Origin of the sequence: Streptomyces sp. HUAS ZL42 (genome assembly GCF_040782645.1) — a bacterium.
Lineage (GTDB): Bacteria > Actinomycetota > Actinomycetes > Streptomycetales > Streptomycetaceae > Streptomyces.
The window spans coordinates 4,514,096-4,537,473 of record NZ_CP160403.1; the positions used below are offsets into that span (position 1 = coordinate 4,514,096).

Genomic DNA, 23,378 nt, shown 5'->3' on the forward strand with positions numbered 1-23,378 from the left:
GGCTTGGAGCCCCCGGGACGGTTCGCCAGCCGCGATGGCATTCAATCACTTACCGGCAGGCGTGCACGACGCCTTGACTCCATTGTCCGTCACGCCAGTGACACACTCGGTGCCGATGGCCAAGAATCACCGATCCGATCGAACCTCGACGGACCCCGCGTACAGCCCCTCGCCGGGCACGGTCCTGGACCGGCTCGCCTCGGGGCCCAGCCGGGCGTCGCGCATCACTCATACGGAGCACTTGCCCCCGCGCGAGGGCCGCCATGCCGTCTGGCCTGATCGGATTCGCCCGGAAGTCGTGGCGGCCGTCCAGGCGGCGGGCATCGAGCATCCCTGGGCCCACCAGGCACGGGCCGCCGAGCACGCCCTGGACGGCGACTCGGTCGTCGTCGCCACAGGCACGGCCTCAGGAAAGTCCCTGGCGTACCTCGTCCCGGCCCTGTCGACGCTCCTGGACGGCTCCGAGGCCGCGAACGGCCGCGGCGCCACCACCCTCTACCTGGCCCCCACCAAGGCCCTGGCGGCGGACCAGTGCCGCTCGGTGAAGGAACTTTCACAACCGCTGGGCAATTCCGTGCGCCCCGCGGTGTACGACGGCGACACTCCGTTCGAGGAACGTGAGTGGATCCGCCAGTACGCCAACTACGTCCTCACCAACCCGGACATGCTGCACCGCGGCATACTCCCGTCCCACCCCCGCTGGTCCTCCTTCCTCAAGGCCCTCAGGTACGTCGTCATCGACGAGTGCCACACCTACCGCGGTGTCTTCGGCTCCCATGTCGCCCAGGTGCTGCGCCGCCTGCGCCGGCTGTGCGCGCGCTACGGCGCCTCCCCGGTCTTCCTGCTGGCCTCGGCGACTGCGGCGGAGCCCGCGGTCGCCGCACGCCGTCTCACCGGTCTGCGGGTCGTCGAGGTCGCCGACGACGCCTCCCCGCGCGGGGAACTGGTGTTCGCCCTCTGGGAGCCCCCGCTCACGGAGCTGCAGGGCGAAAAGGGCGCCCCCGTCCGCCGCACCGCCACCGCCGAGACGGCCGACCTGCTGACCGACCTCACCGTCCAGGGCGTACGCACGGTCGCCTTCGTCCGCTCCCGGCGCGGCGCCGAGCTGATCTCGGTGATCGCCCAGGAGCGGCTCGCCGAGGTCGACCGGTCGCTGGCCCGGCGTGTCGCGGCGTACCGCGGCGGCTACCTCCCCGAGGAACGCCGCGCCCTGGAGCGCGCCCTCCACTCGGGCGAACTCCTCGGCCTCGCGGCCACGACCGCGCTGGAGCTCGGCGTCGACGTGTCGGGCCTGGACGCCGTACTGATCGCCGGCTATCCGGGCAGGCGCGCGTCCTTGTGGCAGCAGGCGGGCCGGGCAGGCCGCTCGGGGCAGGGTGCCCTGGCCGTCCTGGTCGCCCGCGACGACCCGCTGGACACCTTCCTCGTCCACCACCCGGAGGCCCTGTTCGACCAGCCGGTGGAGTCGACGGTCCTGGACCCCGACAACCCCTACGTCCTGGCCCCGCACCTGTGCGCGGCGGCCGCCGAGCTGCCCCTCGTCGACGAGGACCTGGAGCTCTTCGGCCCCGCCTGCGAGGAGCTGCTCCCCCAGCTGGAGGCGGCGAAGCTGCTGCGCCGCCGCACCCGGGCATGGCACTGGACGCGCCGGGAACGGGCCGCCGACCTCACCGACATCCGCGGCGAGGGCGGCCGACCGGTCCAGATCGTCGAGGCCGGCACGGGCCGCCTGCTGGGCACGGTCGACGCGGGGTCCTCGCACGCGACCGTCCACGAGGGCGCCGTCCACCTCCACCAGGGCCGTACGTATCTCGTCCGCGCCCTCGATCTGGAGGAGTCGGTCGCCCTGGTCGAGGAGGCCGATCCGCCGTACTCGACGGTCGCCCGCGACACGACGTCGATCTCCGTTCTGGAGACCGACATCGAGATCCCCTGGGGCGACGGGCGGCTGTGCTACGGATCCGTGGAAGTCACCAACCAGGTGGTCTCCTTTCTGCGCCGACGGCTCATCACCGGTGAAGTGCTGGGCGAGACGAAACTCGATCTCCCGCCTCGTACGCTCCGCACCCGCGCGGTGTGGTGGACGGTCACCGAGGACCAGCTGGACGAGGCCGGGATCGGCCCCGAGATCCTCGGCGGCGCCCTGCACGCCGCCGAGCACGCGTCCATCGGCATGCTGCCGCTGTTCGCGACCTGCGACCGCTGGGACATCGGCGGTGTGTCGATCCCGCTCCACCCCGACACGCTCCTGCCGACGGTCTTCGTCTACGACGGCCATCCGGGCGGCGCGGGCTTCGCGGAGCGCGCCTTCCACACCGCCCGCGCCTGGCTCACCGCCACCCGTCAGGCCATCGCCTCCTGCGAGTGCGACGCCGGCTGTCCGTCCTGCATCCAGTCCCCGAAGTGCGGTAACGGCAACGACCCGCTGCACAAGAGGGGCGCCGTGCGGCTGCTCACGGTGCTGCTGCGTGGGGCGCCCGAGGAGAAGGCGGCTCCCCACGAGGAAGCCTCGGCGCAGGCGGAGGGGCAGCCTGCGGGACCGGCCCCGCAGGGCCCGCCCGGGCCCTGACCTCCGCCGCGAACGGTCCTCCTCCCGCCGCCGCCGTCACGTCCGAGATCTCGCCCACGATCGCGCACCGCACCAGCCGCGCACCCTGGGCCCGCGCCACCCGGTCCGCCCGGGCACAGGCCGCCGTGGTCCCCTCGGCCCAGTGGTCCGCCGCGGCCAGCGCCGCGAGGTCCGCGCCGCCGGCCGCGCGATGCCGGGCCACTACTGCCTGCCCGAGGGCGAGCACGACCCCGAACACCACGCACAGCACGGCGATCGCACCGACGGTCCAGACAGTGGCGGAGCCGCGGTCCCCCTCGGCCCTGTCACCGACGGTCCGGACCGTGGCGGAGCCGCGGGCCCCCTCGGCCCCGTCTCTCATGAGCCCACCACCTCCTCGGCCGCCGCCACGGCTTCCTCCCGCACCTCGAAGGGCAGCCCGTCCAGCATCGGGAGTTTGGCCACGACCTCCACCCGGACCTGGTCCCCGTCCCGTCCCACCGTGACCTCCGCACCCGGCGGCGCCGCCTCGCGGGCCACCCGGACCACCGCGTCCCGCGGATCCTGGCGAGCCGCCGCCCGGGCGCCCGCCCTGGCCGCGTCCACACACTGGATCCGCGCGGCCACGACAAGCAGCCCCAGCACCAACGCCATGGCAAAGGCCACCAGCACGGGCAGCACCACGGCGGACTCCGCCGTCACGAACCCGCGGTCCCCGCCCCTGCCCCGCTCACATCCGCACACTGAGCGCTCGCTTCACCATGGCCAGCAACTCCGCCTTGACCTGCCCGCTGGTGATCACCTCGTAGAGCAGCACGGCGAACCCCACTGCCGCGATGATCCCCGTCGCGTACTCGGACGTGACCATCCCCGCGTCCTGTCGCGCCGCACGCGCCCGGCGCACCACCCCGCACATCAGGGCACGCAACCGCGCCCGTACCGCCTTGTACATCTCAACCCCCGTAAGGTTCGGTTCAGTTGTTCCGTTGAGTCGGTTTGCTCTTTTTGTTCTCCGGCTGTACCGCTCCGTCATCCACCACCCCCTCCCAGCGCCTCGCCCGCGAGTCCGATCACGACGGGCAGTACGCCGATCGCGATGAACGCGGGCAGGAAGCACAGCCCCACGGGTGCGGTGACCATGACGGCCGCCCGGCGTGCCCGTGCCGTCGCGGCGCGCGACCGGTCGGCGCGGGCGTCCGAGGCGAGCCGGGTGACCGGTCCGGCCGCGGGAAGCCCGGACACTCCGGCCCGCTCCAGCAGCCGTGCCAGGGGCCCGGCTCCCGGCAGTTGAGCCAGCCTCCGCCAGGCCTCGCACGGTTCGCCGCCGAGCCGTACCTCCGCCGCGCCTCTCGCCAGTCCCTCCCCGACGGGGCCGCCCAGAGCCTCGCCCACGGCCTGCGCCGCGATCACCGGACCGGCACCGGCCGCGACACAAGCGGCCAGCAGGTCGGCGGCGAGCGGGAGTTGACGGGCCGCCGCCGGGCCATCGGCCTCCGAGGCGTGTCCGGTCGCCGTCTGCCGGGCTCTCCATCGCCACAGCACCGCCGCGACGGCCGGCCCCACCACGACGCCCGCGACACCGCCGACCAGCAGGCAGCCCGCGGCCGCCACTCCCACGAGGGGCAGCCACCGCCGCACGGCACCCCCGATCTCGGAGCGGGAGCCCGCCGACACCATCTGCAGGGCCAGCAACCCGGCCAGCCTCCGCCGCACCTTCACTTCCCGGCGCACCACCAGCCACCAGCGCATCAACCAGCCGAGAACGAGCACCACCCCGACGGCTGCCCACAGGCTGTGGAAAACTTCCGTGCTCATGGCGTCTCCGCTCCCCGCACGATCCGCAGCGCCCACCACAACCCGGCCGCCTCCAGCAGTCCGCCGATCAGCAGACAGCCCAGCCCCGGCCCGGTGTGCAGCAGCACGTGCAGTGGGTCGGCGCCGAGGGCCGTGCCGAGGAGGAGGCCGAGCGCCGGCAGCGCGGCGAGCATCACCGCCGTGGAACGAGCGCCCGCCAACTGGGCGCGGAGGTCGGCGCGTTGGTCGCGTTCGGTGCGCAATGCCCCCTCCAGGCGGTCGAGTCCGGCAGCGAGACCGGCGCCCTGGTCGACGGCGACCCGCCAGCACGCCGCGAGACCCAGTAGTCCGTCGGCCCCCGGCTGCCGTGCCGCGACCGCGAGCGCCGCGGGGACGTCCCCACCGAAGCGCGCCGCCGCGAGCACCGCCGCCTGCGCGTCGCCGAGCCCTCCGGAGTCCTGAGCCGCACGCAGCAGGGCCTCCCCCGGCTGCCGGCCGGCGCGCACCTCCCCGGCGAGCGCCCCGCACAGCGCGATCACCGCGTCGCCGCGGCTCTCCCGCGCGAGCCGTGTCTCCCGGGCCCGCAGCGCTCTCCGGAGCACCGGCACTCCGGCCGCCCCGGCGACGACCGGCAGCACCGAGGCGCCCAGCACCGCGAGCGTCAGTCCGACGGCCAACGACCACCACTCCGCCCGCCACCGCCCCCGGAGCCACCGCACCTGCCCGGCCACCTGCCGCCACGATGGCGGCCCGGTCCCCGCCGTTCCGCCGCCCGCCAGCAGCAGCTGCGCCCGCCGTGCCCCGGGGTGCCGCCCGCCCGACAGCCACACCGCCGCCCCGATGAACGCCGTGGCCGCCGCCATCGTCGTCTCACTCATCCCACCCTCCGCTTCCCCGGTGCCGGACGGCATGCAGGTCGGAGTACTCGTCCCGGAGCAGCCCCCGCAGCCGCTCCCAGCCCCGCTCACGCACGAACGCCGTCGCTCCCCACCGCAGCGCCGGCATCGTCCTGACCAGCCCCGAAGGATCCCGTTCCAGCACGTGCACCTCGGCGATGCGCCGCCGCCCCGCGTGGTCGCGCACGAGATGCAGTACGACCGACAGCGCGGCCGCCACCTGGCTGTGCAGCGCCGCCCGGTCCAGCCCCGCCGCCGTACCGAGCGCCTCCAGCCGGGCCGGTACGTCCGCACCGGCATTGGCATGGACAGTCCCGCAGCCGCCTTCATGACCGGTGTTCAACGCGGCCAGCAGATGGACCACTTCGGGCCCCCGCACCTCGCCCACCACCAGACGGTCCGGCCGCATCCGCAGAGCCTGACGCACCAGGTCCTCGAGGGTGACGAGGCCCGCGCCCTCCTGGTTGGCCGGTCTGGCCTCCAGACGCACGACGTGCGGGTGATCCGGCCGCAGCTCCGCGGAGTCCTCGGCGAGCACGATCCGCTCACCCGGCCCGACCAGCCCGAGCAGCGCGCTGAGCAGGGTCGTCTTGCCGCTGCCGGTACCGCCGCTGATGAGGAAGGACAGCCGCGCCCGCAACAGGGCCCGCAGCACCAGGTCCCCGCCCGGGGGCACCGTGCCCGCCGCCACCAGTTCGTCGAGCGTGAACGCGCGCGGTCGTACCACCCGCAGCGACAGGCAGGTGCAGCCGACGGCGACCGGGGGCAGCACCGCGTGCAGCCGGGTCCCGTCCGGCAGCCGGGCGTCGACCCACGGCCGGGCGTCGTCCAACCTCCGGCCCGCCACCGCGGCCAGGCGCTGCGCAAGCCGTCGTACGGCCGCGGCGTCCGGGAAGGACACGGAGGTCAGCTCCAGTCCGCCGCCGTGGTCCACCCAGACCCGGTCCGGGGCCGAAACCAGCACATCGGTCACCGACGGGTCGGCCAGCAGTGGCTCCAGTGGCCCGCTGCCGACCAGTTCGGAACGCAACTGCTCGGCCGCACCGAGGACTTCCGCGTCTCCGAGCACCCGCCCCTGCTCCCGCAGCGCCTGTGCCACGCGCGCGGGCGTCGGTTCGGCCCCGCTCTCGGCCAGCCACTGCCGTACGCCGTCGAGAAGCGCCGGATCGCCGGCCAGCCGTTCGAAACCGGGGAACGGCCCCTGCCGTACACCGGCCGGCCCGGCCCGATCACCGCCCAGCCGCCCGGCCCCAGCAACCGACCCCTGCCGTACGTCGTCGAACCCCGTCCGACCCTCGCCCGGCCGCCCAAGCGCAGAAAGCGCCCCCTGTCGTACGTCCTCGAGCCGGACCCGATCAGCCGCCACCCGCTCAAGTCCCGGAAGGGTCCTCATGCGCCACCCGCCTCGACCAGGGCCCGCTCCCAGAACTCCTTGCAGAAGCGGGCGAGAGGCCCGCGCGCCGCCGCGCCCGGCGGTGTCCTGCCGCCGTCCGGGCGCAGCAAGGCCGACTCGACGGGAACCTCACCGGCCAGCGGCAGTTGGAGCAGCCGGGCCACCTCGCGGTCGTCGAGACCCGGCGCGTACGGCCCACGTACCGCGACTCGAACATCGCGCAGGACCATCCCGACGGCGGAGGCCACCCGGCCGGCCGCCGCAACGGCGCGCAGCTCTGCCGGGACCACGAGGAGCCCCATGTCGAGCTGGGCGAGTGCCTCGGCGACCCCGTCGTCGATACGACGGGGCAGGTCGACGACGACCGTTCCGCCGCGGCGCCGGGCCGCTGCGAGCACCGCGCGTACGGCCGGGGGCGGGATGGCGATTCGGTCGCCGCGGTCCCAGCTGAGCACCCGCAGCGAGTGCAACTTCGGGAGCGACTCCTCCAGGGCGCCGCCGCCGACCCGCCCGCGCGAGGCGGCGAAGGCGGGCCAGCGCAGGCCCTCTGCCGTCTCGCCACCGAGGAGTACGTCGAGTCCGCCGCCCAGTGGATCGGCGTCCACCAGCAGGGTGCGCAGACCCTCGCGCGCGGAGGTGACGGCGAGGGCGCACGCGAGCGTGGACGCGCCGGCGCCGCCGCGGCCGCCGATGACTCCGACGGTGAGCGCGGGCCGCCCCACGCCCTCGGCGACGTCGGCGATGCGGTCGACCAGCCACTGTTCCCCGTCGGGGAGCATCAGGACATGGTCGGCGCCGATCTCGACGGCCCGCTTCCACACGCCGGAGTCGTCCTGGTCGCGGCCGACCAGCACTACTCCGCGTCTGCGTGCGGCTGCGCGCACGCGTCGTGCGGCGTCGTCGCCGACCAGGACGAGCGGTGCGGCCTCCCAACTGCCCCTGGGTTCCGGCACTCCGGGGTGAACCTCGGGTGTGGCGCCCGCGGCGGCGCACAGGCGCAGCAGGTCGTCGAGGAGTTCTGCGTCCTCCGTGACGATCAGTGGTTTGCCCTGCCGCCCTCCGGCGGTCGGCGGCGGGTCGTGCGTGACGGTTCCGGACACGCTTTCCATCCCCCTTCGCTGCATGTCGCGCAGCCTCTGCGGCCCCGCGATTCCCAAACGTGTGAAGAACCGGCAACCGGCCTCCATATGAACGGCCGACAGAAACCGGCCAAACACGCCCACAAACGGAACCGGCCATGAACTCGCCGCGAGCGGACGCGTTGGGAATGACGGTGCAGCGATCCGGGAAATCGTGTGGATCTTGGTCGATAACTGTGGACAACGCGGCGCCTGTGAATATCGCCATCACCCATACCGGTGACCTCTGTACTGGCGTCTGTACGACTTCCACAGCGCAGTCCGACGACTACGTACCGTGACGGATCATGCGCACACGAAAGGGGCGGCCACAGCCGCCCCGGAACGGCACGAAAGCCGCGAGCAGAAAGGAAAACCCACCCGGACATGCGACGACCCCCGCCGGGGGGGAGAGCGGGGGTCGTCCCCACGGCCGACTCGGGGGGGGAGGAGTCGGACCGGGTTAGCACGGTCGCGAACGATCCGTGACTTCCATGGTGTACCCGAGAGCCCTCTCAGGCAAACCCACGCGCCCCACCTTACGCCGAATGGGCTGCGCCTATGCTCGGGGTCGTGGAAAACCACTCGTTGCCCCGCACAGCGGCCTTCTTTGACCTGGACAAGACGGTCATTGCGAAGTCGAGCACGCTCACGTTCAGCAAGTCGTTCTACCAAGGCGGTCTGATCAACCGCAGAGCGGCCTTGCGAACCGCATATGCCCAGTTCGTCTTCCGTATGGGCGGCATGGACCACGACCAGATGGAGCGCATGCGCGAGTACCTGTCCGCGCTCTGCCGCGGCTGGAACGTACAACAAGTGAAGGATCTCGTGGCCGAGACCCTTCACGACCTGATCGACCCGATCATCTACGACGAGGCCGCCTCCCTCATCGAGGAGCACCACACCGCCGGCCGCGACGTGGTGATCGTGTCCACGTCGGGTGCCGAGGTGGTCGAGCCGATCGGCGAGCTGCTCGGCGCGGACCGTGTGATCGCCACCCGCATGGTCGTGGGCGACGACGGCTGCTTCACCGGAGAGGTGGAGTACTACGCATACGGACCGACGAAAGCCGAGGCGATCAAGGAACTCGCCGAGTCCGAGGGGTACGACCTCGACCGCTGCTACGCCTACAGCGACTCGGCGACGGACCTTCCCATGCTTCGGGCCGTCGGGCATCCGCATGCCGTGAACCCGGACCGTGCGCTGCGGCGCGAGGCCCTCGCCTCCGGGTGGCCGATTCTCGACTTCCACCGGCCGGTGCGGCTCAAGCAGCGGCTTCCCGCCTTCTCCGTCCCGCCCCGTCCGGTACTCGTCGCCGCCGCGGCGATAGGGGCCGCGGCCGCCACCGCCGGCCTCGTCTGGTACGCCAGCCGACGCAGATCCATGCCCGTTTAACACCTGTTTGTGATCAAAAGTAAAGAACTGCAGCCAGGACTTCCGCTTGCTGGGGTCCTGGAGTACAAAGGACTCAACGGCCCGCGAGACCAAGGACATCCGAGAGGATCACCTTTAATAACGCATTTGGCCCCACGGACCGCGCATGAACACCGGGCACCCACGCGACGTCGACCCGTCGATTACGGGCCAGCCACACCAGGTGACGGGCAAAGTTCCCGACCTGATGGGCAACATATCGAGGACGCTTGGTAACCCGGTGGTCGTGCCAGCGGCGGTACGAGAACTCGTACCGCCGCAACCCTTTTTCGGGCCCCTTCGCGGGGGCCTTTTTCGTGCCTCACGCGCGCGGGAAGCGGTCCACGCGCGCGTGCGTCACGCCGCGCCGCGCTGCAGGGCCTCGCACACCGCCGTCGACTCGCGGGCGCCCAGTTCGACCGCCTTGCCGCAGTGGGCGATCCAGGCCGCCACACCCTCCGCAGTGCCGGAGACATAACCGTCGAGAGCCGCCAGGTAGGCCGCACGGCCCAGTTCGGCGTGGCCCACCTCGGCCGGGCAGACCGACTTGGGGTCGAGGCCGCTGCCGATCAGGACGATGCGCTCGGCCGTGCGCGCGATCAGGCCGTTCGCCGAGGCGAAGGGACGCAGCGCCAGCAACTCGCCGTGGACGACGGCGGCAGTCACCAAAGCAGGTGCGGAGCTGCCCGCGATGATCAGCTCGGCCAGTCCCTCCAGGCGGCCGGAGAGCTCGCCCGCGCTCGGCAGCGGCAGTTCGATCAGCGGCTCGTCGACGGATTCGCCTTCCTGACGCGGCCGTCCGACCCGGCCGTCCTGGGCCGCCGCGGCGACCAGGTGCAGCCGGGCCAGCACCCGCAGGGGCGACTGCCGCCAGATCGACAGCAGCTGGCCCGCCTCGGCGGTCAGGCGCAGGGCCGCACCCATCACCCGGGCCTCGTCGTCGACGCCGAAGTCGGAACGCCGGCGCACCTCTTCCAGCGCCCAGTCGGCGCCGGACAGCGCGGCAGAGCCGCGGGCGCCGCGCAGAGCCGCCTCGGAGGTGATCTCGTTGCTGCGGCGTCGCATGACGCGGTGCCCGTAGACCCGGTCCACGGCCTTGCGCACGGACTCCACGGACTCGGCCACCCCGGGCAGGGAGCCCAGAGCCGCGAGCGGATCGGCGGTCGCACCTGTCGTACTCATGAGTACGACATTACGCGGCCACCTCTCACCCGAACCGCCGCCCCCTCACCCGAACCGCGACCCTCGTCGGTCTCCGCGTCCCGTTCGGCGGCGCGCACCCCACGATCGGGTGGCCTTACCCCGCCCGGTTGCCACGCACAGCGATCTCCGCACTACGCTTTGTGAACATGAAAATTGCTTTCGTCGGGAAGGGCGGCAGCGGCAAGACCACCCTGTCCTCCCTGTTCGTCCGTCACCTCGCGATGACCGGCGCGCCGGTCGTCGCGGTCGATGCCGACATCAACCAGCACCTCGGAACCGCGCTCGGCCTGGACGAGGCGGAGGCCGCCGCACTGCCCGCGATGGGCGACCGCCTGCCGCTGATCAAGGACTACCTGCGCGGTTCCAACCCGCGCATCAGCTCCGCCAAGACGATGATCAAGACGACCCCGCCCGGCGAGGGCTCGCGGCTGCTGCGGGTGCGCGAGCACAATCCGGTGTACGACGCCTGCGCCCGGACGGTGGAACTCGGCGACGGCACCGTCCGTTTGATGGTCACCGGCCCTTTCACGGAAGCCGACCTGGGGGTCGCCTGCTACCACTCCAAGACGGGAGCGGTGGAGCTGTGCCTGAACCACCTGGTGGACGGGCGCGACGAGTACGTCGTGGTCGACATGACGGCGGGCTCGGACTCCTTCGCCTCCGGCATGTTCACCCGCTTCGACATCACGTTCCTCGTCGCCGAGCCGACCCGGAAGGGGGTTTCGGTCTATCGCCAGTACAAGGAGTACGCCCGCGACTTCGGCGTCGTCCTGAAGGTCGTCGGCAACAAGGTCCAGGGGCCTGACGACCTCGACTTCCTGCGCGCCGAGGTCGGGGACGACCTGCTGGTGACGGTGGGGCACTCGGACTGGGTGCGCTCCATGGAGAAGGGCCTGCCGCCCCGGTTCGAGCTCCTGGAGGACGCCAACCGCCGCGCACTGCGCCTGCTGCACACGGCCGTCGACGCGACGTACGAACTGCGCGACTGGGAGCGCTACACGCGCCAGATGGTGCTCTTCCATCTGAAGAACGCCCGGTCGTGGGGCAACGAGCGCACCGGGGCCGACCTGGCGGCGCAGGTCGACCCCGGGTTCGTTCTCGGCGAGGGCGTCGCCACGCCCGCGTGACGACGACTACCGCATGATGACGACTACTTGACGGCGACTACCGCTTGTCCGCCGGTGCCCCGGGCACCCCCTTCGGGGCCGGGGCGGAGCGGGCCGACAGGAAAGACGCCCAGCCCTCCTTCGGGGCCTCGCCCACCCCCAGGGTGCGGAGCTTGGCCAGGGTCTTCGGGTCCTGCGCGTCGAGCCAGTCGGCGAGCTGCCGGAAGGAGACACAGCGCACGTCCGGCTTGTTGCAGACGGTCTCGACGACCTCCTCGACGGCGCGCATGTAGGTGCCGCCGTTCCAGGACTCGAAGTGGTTGCCGATGATCAGGGGCGCACGGTTGCCCTCGTAGGCGCGGTCAAAGCCCTTGAGCAGGCCATCACGCATCTGGTCGCCCCAGAAGTCGTACTTGCCGGGGTCGCCCTGGGTCCTGGTTCCGGACTGGTTGACCATGAAGTTGTAGTCCATGGTGAGTTGCTCGTAGGAGTGGCCGGGGAAGGGCACGAGCTGCATCGACAGGTCCCACAGGCCTTCCTTCTTCTGCGGCCAGAGCTGCTGGTTGACACCGCTGGTGTCGTAGCGGAAGCCGAGTTCGCGGGCCGCCGCCATGAAGTTCTCCTGGCCCTCGAGGCAGGGGGTGCGAGCGCCGACGAGTTCCTTTTCGTAGTCGAAGGGCAGCGGGGCCGCCTTCCTCATACCGGTGTTGGTCTTCCAGGTCTTCACGAACTGCTTCGCCTGGGCGATCTCGTCCTTCCAGTCCTCGACCGTCCACTCGCCGACGCCGTTCTTGCCGCAGAAGTGGCCGTTGAAGTGGGTGCCGATCTCGTTGCCCTCCAACCACGCCAGGCGCAACTGCTTGACGGTGTCGGCGACGCCCTGCTCGTCGTTGAAGCCGATGTCGGAGCGGCCCGGCGAGTGCTCCGGCGGCTTGTACAGGTCGCGCTTCTCCTCGGGCAGCATGTACACACCGCTGAGGAAGTACGTCATCGTCGCGTGGTTGGCCTTGGCGACCTTGCGGAAGTGGGAGAACAGCTTCTGGCCGTCCTCGCCCGCGCCGTCCCAGGAGAACACCACGAACTGCGGCGGCTGCTGGCCGGGCCTGAGCCGCTCGGGTCTGGGCAGGTGCGGCTGCGCTCCGGTGAACGCGGTGGAGCCGTCGCCGATCAGCCGGACCACGCTCTTGGGTGCCGGGGCCGGCTTCGCTCTCTGCGGGCCGGGTGCGCCTTGCTTGGAGCCGTGGGCACCATCGGCGCCCGTCCCGCAACCGGTGAGCGACGCGGCAACGGCCGCGGCGAGAGCGGCGCCCGCGGTGATCCTTCGGGTGGCGGCCATGTCCGCCCACCTTCTTCCTTCTCTCAGGCCAACGCAGATGAGGGCGATTTCTGGTGATGCGCCGGGGATGAGCCGACAGCGCCGCCAAGTTCGCACGGGACCGAGAAGGAATTAGTACGACAAGCCGATCAATGGATCACTTCACCTATTGGGGTCATTGATTGACCCATTTGCCATAAAAATCCATGCTTGCCCTTTACTCTGCATTACGATTCGTTTACCGAGAGTTGAACCATCCCGCCGCTGTACGCCGTGACCCACGGCCGCGACCCCTCCCCGCCTCGAGCGGGGACCACCAGTTCCGCGACCGCGCTGCCCCGGAGGAGACGGGAAACATGTCAGCCTGCGTTCCCACCCGCGCCACCGACCCGACTGGGACCGGGCGCGTCCACCAGCCCCACAGCCCGCCGCCCGCCCCGCCCCGTCGCTTCCGCGTCGCGGGCGCCGACCTGTCCGCGTCGATCGCGGTCTTCCTGATCGCCCTTCCCCTGTCCCTCGGCATCGCCCTCGCCACCGGCGCGCCCCTCCAGGCCGGCCTGGTCGCCGCCGCCGTGGGCGGACTCGTCGTCGGCCGGCTCGGTGGCTCCCCGCTCCAGGTCAGCGGCCCCGCCGCCGGCCTCACGGTCGTCACCGCCGAGCTCATCCAGCGCTACGGATGGCGCACGACCTGCGCCATCACCGTGCTCGCCGGACTCACCCAACTCGGACTGGGCTGCCTGCGCGTGGCGCGCACCGCGCTCGCCGTCAGTCCCGCCATCGTGCACGGCATGCTGTCCGGCATCGGCGTCACCATCGCCGTCGCCCAGCTGCACATCGTCCTCGGCGGCAGCCCGCAGAGTTCGGTCCTCGACAACCTCCGTTCACTGCCCGCCCAGTTGGCCCGCCTGCAGCCGGCCGCCGTGTCCATGAGCGCCCTGACTCTGGCACTGCTGCTGCTCTGGCCCCGGATGCCCGGCCGGGCCGGCCGCCTCCTGCGCAGGGTCCCCGCCCCGCTCGTCGCCGTGGCCGCCGCCACCGCGACGGCCGCACTCACCGGGCTGACCCTGCCCAAGGTCGACCTGCCGTCCTGGAGCAGCCACGCCCTGGCCGGAATGCCCGAGGGCCGGGCGCTCGGCCTCGTCGCCGCCGTCCTCACCATCACGCTGGTGTGCAGCGTCCAGTCGCTGCTCGGCGCGGTCGCCGTGGACAAGCTGGTCGCCTCCCGCCCGGGCCTGACCGGCCGCGTCGGCCGCTCCGACCTGGACCGCGAACTGCTCGGGCAGGGCGCCGCCAACATCGCCTCAGGCGCGCTCGGCGGACTGCCGGTCGCGGGCGTGGCCGTGCGGAGTTCGGCGAATGTGCAAGCCGGTGCCGTGAGCCGGAACTCCACGATGCTGCACGGCGTTTTCGTAGTAGTCGCCGCGCTGCTGATGGTCCCGATCCTGGAGCTCATCCCGCTCGCCTCGCTCGCCGCCCTGGTGATGGCCGTCGGCATCCAGATGGTGTCCCTGCACCACATCCGCACGGTGACCCGCCACCGGGAAGTGCTCGCCTACGCCGCCACCACACTCGGCGTGGTGCTCCTCGGCGTCCTGCAGGGCGTGGCGCTGGGGATCGCCGTGGCCGTCGCCCTCGCCCTGCACCGTCTCTCGCACACCCGCATCACGCACGACGAGAAGGAAGGAGTCCATCACGTACACGTCCGAGGACAGTTGACGTTCCTCGCGGTGCCGCGGCTCAGCCGCACCCTGCATCTCGTACCCCAGGGCGCCCCCGCCGTCGTGGAGTTGGACGGATCGTTCATGGACCACGCGGCCTACGAGACCCTGCAGGACTGGCAGAACACGCACGCCGCGCAGGGCGGCTCCGTGGAAGTGACCGGCCGGCGCGCCGGGGTCCGGATCGCCGAGCCCGCCGGTGCCGCCGACTGCCGCTGCCGACCCTGGACGCCCTGGCGCAACCACCAGTGCGAGCGCACACAGTCGGCGCCACCCGCCGGACACCCGGATACGGCGGACGGACCGACCGGGCACCAACTCGCGCGCGGGATCAGCGCCTTCCAGCGCCACACCGCTCCCCTGGTACGGGGCGAGCTGGCCCGGCTGGCACGCGAGGGGCAGCGCCCGGCTCAGCTCTTCCTCACCTGCGCCGACTCGCGGCTGGTCACCTCGATGATCACCTCCAGTGGTCCGGGCGACCTCTTCGTGGTGCGCAACGTGGGCAACCTCGTGCCGCTGCCCGGCGAGGAGAGCGGGGACGACTCGGTGGCGGCCGCGATCGAGTACGCGGTGGATGTGCTGAAGGTGCGGTCCATCACGGTGTGCGGGCACTCCGGGTGCGGAGCCATGCAGGCACTGCTCAACTCCGAGCCCGGCGGGGCCCGGACGCCGCTCAAGCGGTGGCTGCGGCACGGGCTGCCCAGCCTGGAGCGCATGGCCGACGACACACGGCCCTGGGCGCGCCTGGCCGGGCGCCGGCCCGCGGACGCGGTCGAGCAGCTGTGCCTGACCAACGTGGTCCAGCAGCTGGAGCACCTGCGCGCCCATGAGTCGGTGACCCGTGCCCTGCGGGCCGGGGCACTGGAGCTGCACGGGATGTACTTCCACGTGGGTGAGGCCCAGGCGTACCTGCTCGCCGGGACGGACACGGACGAGGACGGGGTGTTCGAGCATGTGAGGGAGGCGGACCTGTCGGCGTGATCCGTTGTGAAACGCACAACAGAGGCTGAACTGCCGCGCACCGGCGTACGTGGGTACCGATGACCACGGCCGCCGGTGCGGGGCCGGATCAAGCAGCGCCAAGCCCCAGACAGGTCTAAACCAATTTCCCGGCGACCCTTGTCATCGGCCCCTCGGGTCTGATGAGCTGTGGCCTGGGACACAACGGACACCCTTCGAGAGGGAGATGTCGTGAGCAACGAAAGCCTGGCCAACCTGCTCAAGGAAGAGCGCAGGTTCGCGCCCCCCGCCGACCTGGCCGCCGGCGCCAATGTCACGGCGGAGGCGTACGAACAGGCCAAGGCTGACAGGCTCGGCTTCTGGGCCGAGCAGGCCCGTCGGCTGACCTGGGCCAAGGAGCCGACCGAGACGCTGGACTGGTCGAACCCGCCGTTCGCCAAGTGGTTCCAGGACGGCGAGCTCAACGTCGCGTACAACTGCGTCGACCGGCATGTCGAGGCCGGGCTCGGCGACCGGGTCGCCATCCACTTCGAGGGCGAGCCGGGCGACAGCCGCGCCATCACCTACGCCGAGCTCAAGGACGAGGTCTCCAAGGCCGCGAACGCCTTGCTGGAGCTCGGAGTTCGCAAGGGCGACCGGGTCGCCGTCTACATGCCGATGATCCCCGAGACCGCGGTCGCCATGCTGGCCTGCGCCCGGATCGGCGCCGCGCACTCCGTCGTCTTCGGCGGCTTCTCGGCGGACGCGCTCGCCACCCGTATCCAGGACGCCGACGCCAAGGTCGTCATCACCTCCGACGGCGGCTACCGGCGCGGCAAGCCCTCCGCCCTCAAGCCGGCGGTCGACGACGCGATCGCGCGCGTGGACAACGTCGAGCACGTGCTCGTGGTGCGCCGTACGGGCCAGGAGGTCGCCTGGACCGAGGGACGCGACGTGTGGTGGGACGACATCGTCGAGCGGCAGTCCGCCGAGCACACGCCGGAGGCGTTCGAGGCCGAGCACCCGCTGTTCATCCTCTACACGTCCGGTACGACGGGTAAGCCGAAGGGCATCCTGCACACCTCCGGCGGATACCTCACGCAGGCCGCGTACACGCACCACGCGGTCTTCGACCTCAAGCCGGAGACGGACGTGTACTGGTGCACCGCCGACGTCGGCTGGGTCACCGGGCACTCGTACATCGTGTACGGGCCACTGGCGAACGGCGCGACCCAGGTGATGTACGAGGGCACGCCGGACACCCCGCACCAGGGCCGGTTCTGGGAGATCGTGCAGAAGTACGGGGTCACGATCCTGTACACGGCGCCGACGGCCATCCGTACGTTCATGAAGTGGGGCGACGACATCCCCGCCAAGTTCGACCTCACCAGCCTGCGGGTCCTGGGCTCGGTCGGCGAGCCGATCAACCCCGAGGCATGGATCTGGTACCGCAAGCACATCGGGGCCGACCGGACCCCCGTCGTCGACACATGGTGGCAGACCGAGACCGGCGCGATGATGATCTCGCCGCTGCCGGGCGTCACCGAGACAAAGCCCGGCTCCGCCCAGACGCCGCTGCCCGGCATCTCCGCGACCGTCGTCGACGACGAGGCGAACGAGGTGCCCAACGGCGGTGGCGGCTACCTGGTGCTGACCGAGCCGTGGCCGTCGATGCTGCGCACCATCTGGGGTGACGACCAGCGGTTCATCGACACGTACTGGTCGCGGTTCGAGGGCAAGTACTTCGCCGGTGACGGGGCGAAGAAGGACGACGACGGGGACATCTGGCTGCTGGGCCGGGTCGACGACGTGATGCTCGTGTCCGGGCACAACATCTCCACGACCGAGGTCGAGTCGGCCCTCGTCTCCCATCCCTCGGTGGCCGAGGCGGCCGTGGTCGGGGCGGCGGACGAGACGACCGGGCAGGCGATCGTCGCCTTCGTCATCCTGCGGGGCACGGCCTCCGAGGACGACGACCTCGTCAACGAGCTGCGAGGCCACGTCGGGGCGACCCTGGGGCCGATCGCCAAGCCGAAGCGGATCCTGCCGGTGGCGGAGCTGCCGAAGACCCGGTCCGGGAAGATCATGCGGCGACTGCTGCGGGACATCGCGGAGAACCGGCAGCTCGGTGACGTCACCACGCTCACCGACTCGACGGTCATGGACCTCATCCAGGCGAAGCTCCCGGCGGCGCCGAGCGAGGACTGAGTACGGCACAAAGGGGCGCCCCGCACCGGCGGGGCGCCCCTTTCGCGCATAACGTGAGATTCACCGGATGCCTCTCCGTGCACCTTAGGTAAACTAAGCAAAACATCGTGATCCCCGAGGTGCGCCGGGAAGTCTGGTCGGCATGTGCTCCGTCCTGCCCACCGACCGGAGGTCTCCCCCGTGGCCGCGCCCCGCACCACCGCCCCCCGCAAAGTCCTCGGACGTCTGTCGCTGCCGGAGCGGACGTTCGTGGCGGACGCCCTGCGCACCGAGACCGTCGGCGGTGTACTGCTGCTCCTGGCCGCGATCGTCGCGCTGCTCTGGGCGAACGTACCGGCGCTGCACGACAGCTACGAGAGCGTCAGCCACTTCCACATCGGGCCCGAGGCCCTCGGTCTGAACCTGTCGATCGAGCACTGGGCCGCCGACGGACTGCTCGCGGTCTTCTTCTTCGTCGCCGGGATCGAACTCAAGCGCGAACTGGTCGCCGGGGATCTGCGGGACCCGCGGGCCGCCGTCCTGCCCGTGGTCGCCGCGCTGTGCGGGATGGCCGTGCCGGCGGTGGTGTACGCCCTCACGAACGTCACCGGAGGAGGCTCCCTGGCGGGCTGGGCGGTGCCGACCGCCACGGACATCGCCTTCGCGCTCGCCGTCCTGGCGGTCATCGGGACGTCCCTGCCGAGCGCCCTGCGCGCCTTCCTGCTCACCCTCGCCGTCGTCGACGACCTGTTCGCCATCCTGATCATCGCGGTCTTCTTCACGGACGAACTGGACTTCGCCGCACTGGGCGGCGCCGCGATCGGTCTCGTCGTCTTCTGGCTGCTGCTGCGCAAGGGCGTGCGCGGTTGGTACGTGTACGTTCCGCTCGCCCTGGTCATCTGGGCGCTCATGTACAGCAGCGGCGTTCACGCGACCGTCGCGGGCGTCGCCATGGGCCTGATGCTGCGCTGCACGACTCGGGAGGGCGAGGAGCACTCCCCCGGCGGACGGATCGAACATCTCGTGCGGCCCCTCTCGGCGGGCCTGGCCGTACCGCTGTTCGCGCTGTTCAACGCCGGTGTCGTGGTCTCCGGCGGCGCGCTCCGGGACGTGTTCACCAAACCGGAGACACTCGGAGTCGTCCTGGGCCTGGTCGTCGGCAAGACGGTCGGCATCTTCTGCGGGACGTGGCTGACGGCCCGCTTCACCCGGGCCTCGCTCAGTGACGACCTCGCCTGGGCGGACGTGTTCGCCGTGGCCTCCCTTTCCGGCATCGGCTTCACCGTCTCGCTGCTCATCGGCGAACTCGCCTTCGACGGCGACGCTGTGCTGACGGACGAGGTCAAGGCCGCCGTCCTCACGGGCTCCCTCGCCGCGGCGGCCCTGGCGACCGCGCTACTCAAGATCCGCAACAGCAGGTACCGCAGGATGTGCGAGGCCGAGGAGCGCGACGAGGACAGCGACGGCATCCCCGACATCTACGCGGAGGACGACCCGGCGTACCACCTTCGGATGGCCGCCATCCACGAACGCAGGGCCGCCGAGCACCGCCGGATCGCCGAGGAGAAGGCCGCGGCGCGCCACGGGCTTGCCGAAGTGGCGGGCGGGGCAGGCGAGGACGCGGACGGTCCGGCATGATCTGACGGGACGTACAAATGACGGAACAGTACGCACTTACGCAGAAGAGGGAGACCGCGATGAGCGCACCCGACGGCAGCCCGGTCGGCGCCGAACGCAGCATCGGCCAGCTGTTCGCCTCGGCGACGACCGAGATGTCGGCGCTGGTGCACGACGAGATCGCGCTGGCCAAGGCGCAGCTCAAGCAGGACGTCAAGCGTGGTGCGATGAGCGGGGGGGCGTTCTCGGTCGCCGGCGCCGTGCTGGTGTTCTCCCTGCCGATGCTGAACTTCGCGCTGGCGTACGGCATCCGGACGTGGAGCGACTGGAACCTCGCGATCTGTTTCCTGCTGTCGTTCGCGGCCAACGTCCTCGTCGCCGTCCTCCTCGCGCTGATCGGCGTCGGCTTCGCGAAGAAGGCCAAGAAGAGCAAGGGCCCGCAGAAGGTCGCCGCGTCGGTGAAGGAGACGGCGGGCGTCCTGCAGAAGGCCAAGCCGCACCCGCGTCCGGAGCTCCCGCAGGACCGGCTCCCGGAGGCCATCGAGGCTGTGGCACGCTCGTCGTCATGACGGACCCCGCCGCCACTTCGGCGCAACCCGCTTCGGTCGTACGGCTGGAAGGCCCCTGGACGCACAAGGATGTCGCCGCCAACGGTGCCCGCTTCCACATCGCGGAACTGGGCGACGGACCGCTGGTCATGCTGGTGCACGGTTTCCCGCAGTTCTGGTGGGCCTGGCGGCACCAGCTGGTCGCGCTTGCCGACGCGGGCTTCCGGGCCGTCGCCATGGACCTGCGGGGCGTCGGCGGCAGCGACCGCACCCCTCGCGGCTACGACCCCGCCAACCTCGCCCTCGACATCACCGGCGTGATCCGCTCGCTGGGCGAGCCCGACGCGGCCCTCGTCGGGCACGACCTGGGCGGCTATCTGGCGTGGACGGCGGCTGTGATGCGCCCGAAGCTGGTACGGCGGCTCGTGGTCGCCTCGATGCCGCACCCCCGGCGCTGGCGCTCCGCGATGCTCGCGGACGTCAAGCAGACACGCGCGGGCTCCTACATCTGGGGGTTCCAGCGGCCCTGGATCCCGGAGCGGCAGCTCACCGCCGACGACGGGGCGCTCGTGGGCCGTCTCGTGCGGGACTGGTCGGGGCCGCGGCTGCCGGACGACGACGCGGTGGAGACGTACCGCCGCGCGATGTGCATCCCGTCGACCGCGCACTGCTCGGTCGAGCCGTACCGGTGGCTGGTGCGGTCTCTGGCCCGCCCGGACGGCATCCAGTTCAACCGGCGCATGAAGCGCCCGGTGCGCGTGCCGACGCTCCACCTCCACGGCTCGCTCGACCCGGTGATGCGCACGCGAAGCGCGGCCGGTTCCGGGGAGTACGTCGAGGCGCCGTACCGCTGGCGACTGTTCGACGGACTCGGGCATTTTCCGCACGAAGAGGATCCGGTCGCATTCTCGGCCGAGCTGATCAACTGGCTCAAGGACCCCGAACCCGACCGGTGAAACTCGGTCACGTCGAGCGCCGCCGGGGGTCCGGGGGTCAGCCCCCGGGACAGCGCAGCCCGCACGAAGAGGACCCGGTCGCATTCCCGGCCGAGCTGATCAACTGGCTCAAGGACCCCGAACCCGACCGGTGAAACTCGGTCACGTCGAGCGCTGACGGCTGAAAGATCCCGAACCCTGACGGTGACCAGGTCGATGCGCCCGGTATCCGGATCTGAACACGTGTACTACGAACAGCCAATTGCCTGGCGCATAGGCCAATTGGGGGGCCCGAGGGCGGTTATCGACCTTGGGGCAGGGGCAGACGTCGGGGTATGGGCTGGACGCACGACTACAGTGACGCAGCACGCAATCGCCGCTCGGCCTCAGGCCCGAGCTCCCACCAGCGAGGTACCCCGCAGTTGCCGGGCAGCGACCTCAGGGTGGGCATCCCGCGCATCCTGCGCCGCCGGGCCCGCTGGGTCTCGGTACGTCTGCGTCACCCGCGCGGCTGACACCCTTTCCCGAGGGGCCTCACAGGGCACAGTTGTCGCTGTCCACCTGCTGGTTCGCGGTGCGCCCCTGGGCGATGTCCTGCTGGATCTCGTCCGCGGTGAGCGCGTAGCCGGTGTCGGCGTCGTCGAGGGACTTCGCGAAGACCACGCCGTAGACCTTGCCCTCGGGCGTCAGCAGCGGGCCGCCGGAGTTGCCCTGACGGACGGTCGCGTAGAGCGAGTAGACGTCGCGGCGGACCGTGCCGCGGTGGTAGATGTCCGGGCCGTTGGCCGTGATGCGGCCGCGTACGCGCGCGGCACGGACGTCGTACGACCCGTTCTCCGGGAAGCCGGCGACGATGGCGCTGTCACCGCTCGCCGCGTCCTTGGTCGTGAACTGCAGCGCGGGTGCCTTCAGGTTCGGTACGTCGAGTACGGCGATGTCGCGCTTCCAGTCGTAGAGGACGACCGTCGCGTCGTACTTGCGGCCCACGCCGCCTATCTGGACGGTGGGCTCGTCGACGCCACCCACGACGTGCGCGTTGGTCATGACACGGCGGTCGCCGAAGACGAAGCCGGTCCCCTCCAGGACCTTGCCGCAGCTCTGCGCGGTGCCCATGACCTTGACGATGGAGCGCTGGGCCCTGGTGGCGACGGCGCTGTTCGCGAGGGCCGGGTCGGGCGGCTGGACGTCCTTGATGGGCTCGTTGGCGAACGGGCTGAAGACCTGCGGGAAGCCGTTCTGCGCGAGCACGGAGGAGAAGTCGGCGAACCAGGTGTCGGCCTGGTCGGGCAGCGCCCGGGACACGCCGAGCAGCACCTTGGAGTTGCGGACCTCCTTGCCGAGCGTCGGCAGGGTGGTGCCGGCGAGAGCCGAACCGATCAGCCACGCCACGAGCAGCATGGCGACCACGTTGACGAGGGCCCCGCCCGTCGCGTCCAGGGCGCGGGCCGGGGACCAGGTGATGTACCGGCGCAGCTTGTTGCCGAGGTGGGTGGTCAGGGCCTGGCCGACCGAGGCGCAGACGATGACGACGACGACCGCCACGACGGCGGCGGTCGTGCTCACCTCCGCGTTGTCGGTCAGCGCGTCCCAGATGACGGGCAGCAGGTACACGGCGACGAGACCGCCGCCCATGAAACCGATCACCGACAAAATGCCGACGACGAAGCCCTGGCGGTAGCCGACGATCGCGAACCACACGGCGGCGACCAGCAACAGGATGTCCAGCACGTTCACCGCTTCGAGCCTCGCCTCATCACTTCACGGTCACTTCGGGTCGGCCGGCCGGAGGACCGGCCCGCCGCGCAGCGGCAGGCGGACACAGCGCCCCCGGAGAAGACACACCACGGCAGACACCCTGTCATGACCGCCAGTCGAGCGGGACCTGCTTGTCCCGGTCCCAGGGGCGCTCCCAGCCCGCGTAGTGCAGCAGACGGTCGATCACTCCGGCCGTGAAGCCCCAGACCAGGGCTGATTCGACCAGAAATGCCGGACCTCGGTGGCCACTGGGGTGGACGGTGGTGGCCCTGTTGCCAGGATTCGTGAGATCCGCCACGGGGACCGTGAAGACACGCGCGGTCTCGTTCGGGTCGACGACACCCACCGGGCTCGGTTCGCGCCACCAGCCCAGGACGGGCGTCACGACGAAGCCGCTGACCGGGATGTACAGCTTGGGCAGCACGCCGAAGAGCTGGACTCCGGCAGGGTCGAGCCCGGTCTCCTCCTCGGCCTCGCGGAGGGCGGCCCGCAGCGGCCCCTCGGCCTTCGGGTCGCCGTCCTCGGGGTCCAGGGCGCCGCCCGGGAACGAGGGCTGCCCGGCGTGGGAGCGCAGCGACCCGGCCCGCTCCATGAGCAGCACCTCGGGGCCTCGCTCACCCTCCCCGAAGAGGATGAGGACGGCCGACTGGCGCCCCGCCCCGTTCTCCGGGGGCAGGAAGCGGCTCAGCTGGAGCGGCTCGACCGTCTCCGCCGCGTGCACCACCGGGTCGAGCCAGGCGGGCAGGCCCTCCTTGCTGAGCGTCACCGGACCGCCCTGTGTGTTGCTCGCGCGCGTCATCGCCACCCCCGTCGTTCTTCCCGATCCAACGCCCGGTGGCCCTGAGATCGTTCCCAGCGGCCGCGGCGGGGCGGTGGGCTGGTACGGGCTGTGG

The 23,378-nt window shown here is 71.4% G+C and carries 21 protein-coding genes; 10 read left to right on the forward strand and 11 right to left on the reverse strand.

What is annotated here, in order from left to right; genetic code table 11:
* Nucleotides 1-34 precede the first annotated feature (34 nt).
* Nucleotides 35-2,569 (forward strand): DEAD/DEAH box helicase, encoded by a 2,535-nt coding sequence (locus ABZO29_RS20630; RefSeq protein ID WP_367321669.1) that lies wholly within the window; start codon nt 35-37, stop codon nt 2,567-2,569.
* Here the strand turns inward: ABZO29_RS20630 and ABZO29_RS20635 are convergent.
* The 7 genes from ABZO29_RS20635 to ssd all read right to left on the reverse strand — a co-directional run bounded on the left by ABZO29_RS20635 (nt 2,454) and on the right by ssd (nt 7,740).
* Nucleotides 2,454-2,930, reverse strand: a complete 477-nt coding sequence (locus ABZO29_RS20635; RefSeq protein ID WP_367321670.1) for an Rv3654c family TadE-like protein — start codon at nt 2,928-2,930, stop codon at nt 2,454-2,456. The genes ABZO29_RS20630 and ABZO29_RS20635 overlap by 116 nt on opposite strands.
* Complete coding sequence (locus tag ABZO29_RS20640; RefSeq protein WP_367321671.1) at nt 2,927-3,292, reverse strand: TadE family type IV pilus minor pilin; 366 nt, start codon at nt 3,290-3,292, stop codon at nt 2,927-2,929. The genes ABZO29_RS20635 and ABZO29_RS20640 overlap by 4 nt, the downstream gene beginning before the upstream one ends.
* Nucleotides 3,279-3,500 (reverse strand): DUF4244 domain-containing protein, encoded by a 222-nt coding sequence (locus tag ABZO29_RS20645; RefSeq protein WP_367321672.1) that lies wholly within the window; start codon nt 3,498-3,500, stop codon nt 3,279-3,281. Before ABZO29_RS20645 ends, ABZO29_RS20640 begins: the two co-directional genes overlap by 14 nt.
* Nucleotides 3,501-3,577: 77 nt before the next feature.
* Nucleotides 3,578-4,363: a type II secretion system F family protein gene (locus ABZO29_RS20650; RefSeq protein ID WP_367321673.1), complete on the reverse strand. Its 786-nt coding sequence runs from the start codon at nt 4,361-4,363 to the stop codon at nt 3,578-3,580.
* Nucleotides 4,360-5,220 carry a type II secretion system F family protein gene (locus tag ABZO29_RS20655; protein WP_367321674.1) on the reverse strand — a complete coding sequence of 287 codons (861 nt, stop codon included), beginning with the start codon at nt 5,218-5,220 and terminating at the stop codon, nt 4,360-4,362. Before ABZO29_RS20655 ends, ABZO29_RS20650 begins: the two co-directional genes overlap by 4 nt.
* Entirely contained in the window at nt 5,213-6,631 is a 1,419-nt protein-coding gene (locus ABZO29_RS20660; protein WP_367321675.1) for a TadA family conjugal transfer-associated ATPase, read from the reverse strand. The genes ABZO29_RS20655 and ABZO29_RS20660 overlap by 8 nt, the downstream gene beginning before the upstream one ends.
* Nucleotides 6,628-7,740: a septum site-determining protein Ssd gene (gene ssd / locus ABZO29_RS20665; protein ID WP_367321676.1), complete on the reverse strand. Its 1,113-nt coding sequence runs from the start codon at nt 7,738-7,740 to the stop codon at nt 6,628-6,630. The genes ABZO29_RS20660 and ssd overlap by 4 nt, the downstream gene beginning before the upstream one ends.
* A 570-nt stretch (nt 7,741-8,310) precedes the next feature.
* Here ssd and ABZO29_RS20670 point away from each other — a divergent pair.
* Nucleotides 8,311-9,144: an HAD family hydrolase gene (locus tag ABZO29_RS20670; RefSeq protein WP_367321677.1), complete on the forward strand. Its 834-nt coding sequence runs from the start codon at nt 8,311-8,313 to the stop codon at nt 9,142-9,144.
* A 375-nt stretch (nt 9,145-9,519) separates the two neighbouring features.
* Here the strand turns inward: ABZO29_RS20670 and ABZO29_RS20675 are convergent, their stop codons facing one another.
* Nucleotides 9,520-10,344: an oxidoreductase gene (locus tag ABZO29_RS20675; protein WP_367321678.1), complete on the reverse strand. Its 825-nt coding sequence runs from the start codon at nt 10,342-10,344 to the stop codon at nt 9,520-9,522.
* Between the two features lie 167 nt (nt 10,345-10,511).
* Between ABZO29_RS20675 and ABZO29_RS20680 the strand changes: the two genes are divergently transcribed.
* Complete coding sequence (locus ABZO29_RS20680; RefSeq protein WP_367321679.1) at nt 10,512-11,492, forward strand: ATP-binding protein; 981 nt, start codon at nt 10,512-10,514, stop codon at nt 11,490-11,492.
* 37 nt (nt 11,493-11,529) lie between these two features.
* On the opposite strand, the gene ABZO29_RS20685 is transcribed toward ABZO29_RS20680, so the two are convergent.
* The gene (locus ABZO29_RS20685; protein ID WP_367321680.1) at nt 11,530-12,807 is read right to left on the reverse strand and encodes a hypothetical protein; all 1,278 of its coding nucleotides are present in this window, start codon (nt 12,805-12,807) and stop codon (nt 11,530-11,532) included.
* Nucleotides 12,808-13,142: 335 nt separating this feature from the next.
* Between ABZO29_RS20685 and ABZO29_RS20690 the strand changes: the two genes are divergently transcribed.
* The 7 genes from ABZO29_RS20690 to ABZO29_RS20720 all read left to right on the forward strand — a co-directional run bounded on the left by ABZO29_RS20690 (nt 13,143) and on the right by ABZO29_RS20720 (nt 21,245).
* Nucleotides 13,143-15,485 (forward strand): bifunctional SulP family inorganic anion transporter/carbonic anhydrase, encoded by a 2,343-nt coding sequence (locus ABZO29_RS20690; protein ID WP_367321681.1) that lies wholly within the window; start codon nt 13,143-13,145, stop codon nt 15,483-15,485.
* Between the two features lie 210 nt (nt 15,486-15,695).
* Nucleotides 15,696-17,651 carry an acetate--CoA ligase gene (gene acs / locus ABZO29_RS20695; protein ID WP_367321682.1) on the forward strand — a complete coding sequence of 652 codons (1,956 nt, stop codon included), beginning with the start codon at nt 15,696-15,698 and terminating at the stop codon, nt 17,649-17,651.
* 180 nt (nt 17,652-17,831) lie between these two features.
* Nucleotides 17,832-19,268 carry a Na+/H+ antiporter NhaA gene (gene nhaA / locus ABZO29_RS20700; protein WP_367321683.1) on the forward strand — a complete coding sequence of 479 codons (1,437 nt, stop codon included), beginning with the start codon at nt 17,832-17,834 and terminating at the stop codon, nt 19,266-19,268.
* Between the two features lie 59 nt (nt 19,269-19,327).
* The gene (locus ABZO29_RS20705) at nt 19,328-19,816 is read left to right on the forward strand and encodes a phage holin family protein (protein ID WP_367321684.1); all 489 of its coding nucleotides are present in this window, start codon (nt 19,328-19,330) and stop codon (nt 19,814-19,816) included.
* On the forward strand, nt 19,813-20,751 hold the full coding sequence (locus tag ABZO29_RS20710; RefSeq protein WP_367321685.1) for an alpha/beta fold hydrolase: 939 nt from the start codon (nt 19,813-19,815) through the stop codon (nt 20,749-20,751). The genes ABZO29_RS20705 and ABZO29_RS20710 overlap by 4 nt, the downstream gene beginning before the upstream one ends.
* On the forward strand, nt 20,748-20,885 hold the full coding sequence (locus ABZO29_RS20715) for a hypothetical protein (protein ID WP_367321686.1): 138 nt from the start codon (nt 20,748-20,750) through the stop codon (nt 20,883-20,885). The genes ABZO29_RS20710 and ABZO29_RS20715 overlap by 4 nt, the downstream gene beginning before the upstream one ends.
* 180 nt (nt 20,886-21,065) lie before the next feature.
* Nucleotides 21,066-21,245: a hypothetical protein gene (locus tag ABZO29_RS20720; protein WP_367321687.1), complete on the forward strand. Its 180-nt coding sequence runs from the start codon at nt 21,066-21,068 to the stop codon at nt 21,243-21,245.
* Nucleotides 21,246-21,264: 19 nt separating this feature from the next.
* On the opposite strand, the gene ABZO29_RS20725 is transcribed toward ABZO29_RS20720, so the two are convergent.
* Both ABZO29_RS20725 and ABZO29_RS20730 read right to left on the reverse strand, forming a co-directional pair.
* A complete protein-coding gene (locus ABZO29_RS20725; RefSeq protein WP_367321688.1) occupies nt 21,265-22,464 on the reverse strand; it encodes a MarP family serine protease in 1,200 nt (399 codons plus the stop codon).
* Nucleotides 22,465-22,588: 124 nt separating this feature from the next.
* The gene (locus ABZO29_RS20730) at nt 22,589-23,284 is read right to left on the reverse strand and encodes a CoA pyrophosphatase (protein ID WP_367321689.1); all 696 of its coding nucleotides are present in this window, start codon (nt 23,282-23,284) and stop codon (nt 22,589-22,591) included.
* Between the last annotated feature and the right edge of the window lie 94 nt (nt 23,285-23,378).

Coding starts and splice junctions, on each gene's coding strand:
- ABZO29_RS20630 (WP_367321669.1), top strand. CDS start 35: ATGGCATTCAATCACTTACCGGCAGGCGTGCACGACGCCTTGACTCCA.
- ABZO29_RS20635 (WP_367321670.1), bottom strand. CDS start 2,930: ATGAGAGACGGGGCCGAGGGGGCCCGCGGCTCCGCCACGGTCCGGACC.
- ABZO29_RS20645 (WP_367321672.1), bottom strand. CDS start 3,500: ATGTACAAGGCGGTACGGGCGCGGTTGCGTGCCCTGATGTGCGGGGTG.
- ABZO29_RS20650 (WP_367321673.1), bottom strand. CDS start 4,363: ATGAGCACGGAAGTTTTCCACAGCCTGTGGGCAGCCGTCGGGGTGGTG.
- ABZO29_RS20655 (WP_367321674.1), bottom strand. CDS start 5,220: ATGAGTGAGACGACGATGGCGGCGGCCACGGCGTTCATCGGGGCGGCG.
- ABZO29_RS20660 (WP_367321675.1), bottom strand. CDS start 6,631: ATGAGGACCCTTCCGGGACTTGAGCGGGTGGCGGCTGATCGGGTCCGG.
- ssd (WP_367321676.1), bottom strand. CDS start 7,740: ATGGAAAGCGTGTCCGGAACCGTCACGCACGACCCGCCGCCGACCGCC.
- ABZO29_RS20670 (WP_367321677.1), top strand. CDS start 8,311: ATGCTCGGGGTCGTGGAAAACCACTCGTTGCCCCGCACAGCGGCCTTC.
- ABZO29_RS20675 (WP_367321678.1), bottom strand. CDS start 10,344: ATGAGTACGACAGGTGCGACCGCCGATCCGCTCGCGGCTCTGGGCTCC.
- ABZO29_RS20680 (WP_367321679.1), top strand. CDS start 10,512: ATGAAAATTGCTTTCGTCGGGAAGGGCGGCAGCGGCAAGACCACCCTG.
- ABZO29_RS20685 (WP_367321680.1), bottom strand. CDS start 12,807: ATGGCCGCCACCCGAAGGATCACCGCGGGCGCCGCTCTCGCCGCGGCC.
- ABZO29_RS20690 (WP_367321681.1), top strand. CDS start 13,143: ATGTCAGCCTGCGTTCCCACCCGCGCCACCGACCCGACTGGGACCGGG.
- ABZO29_RS20705 (WP_367321684.1), top strand. CDS start 19,328: ATGAGCGCACCCGACGGCAGCCCGGTCGGCGCCGAACGCAGCATCGGC.
- ABZO29_RS20710 (WP_367321685.1), top strand. CDS start 19,813: ATGACGGACCCCGCCGCCACTTCGGCGCAACCCGCTTCGGTCGTACGG.
- ABZO29_RS20720 (WP_367321687.1), top strand. CDS start 21,066: ATGGGCTGGACGCACGACTACAGTGACGCAGCACGCAATCGCCGCTCG.
- ABZO29_RS20730 (WP_367321689.1), bottom strand. CDS start 23,284: ATGACGCGCGCGAGCAACACACAGGGCGGTCCGGTGACGCTCAGCAAG.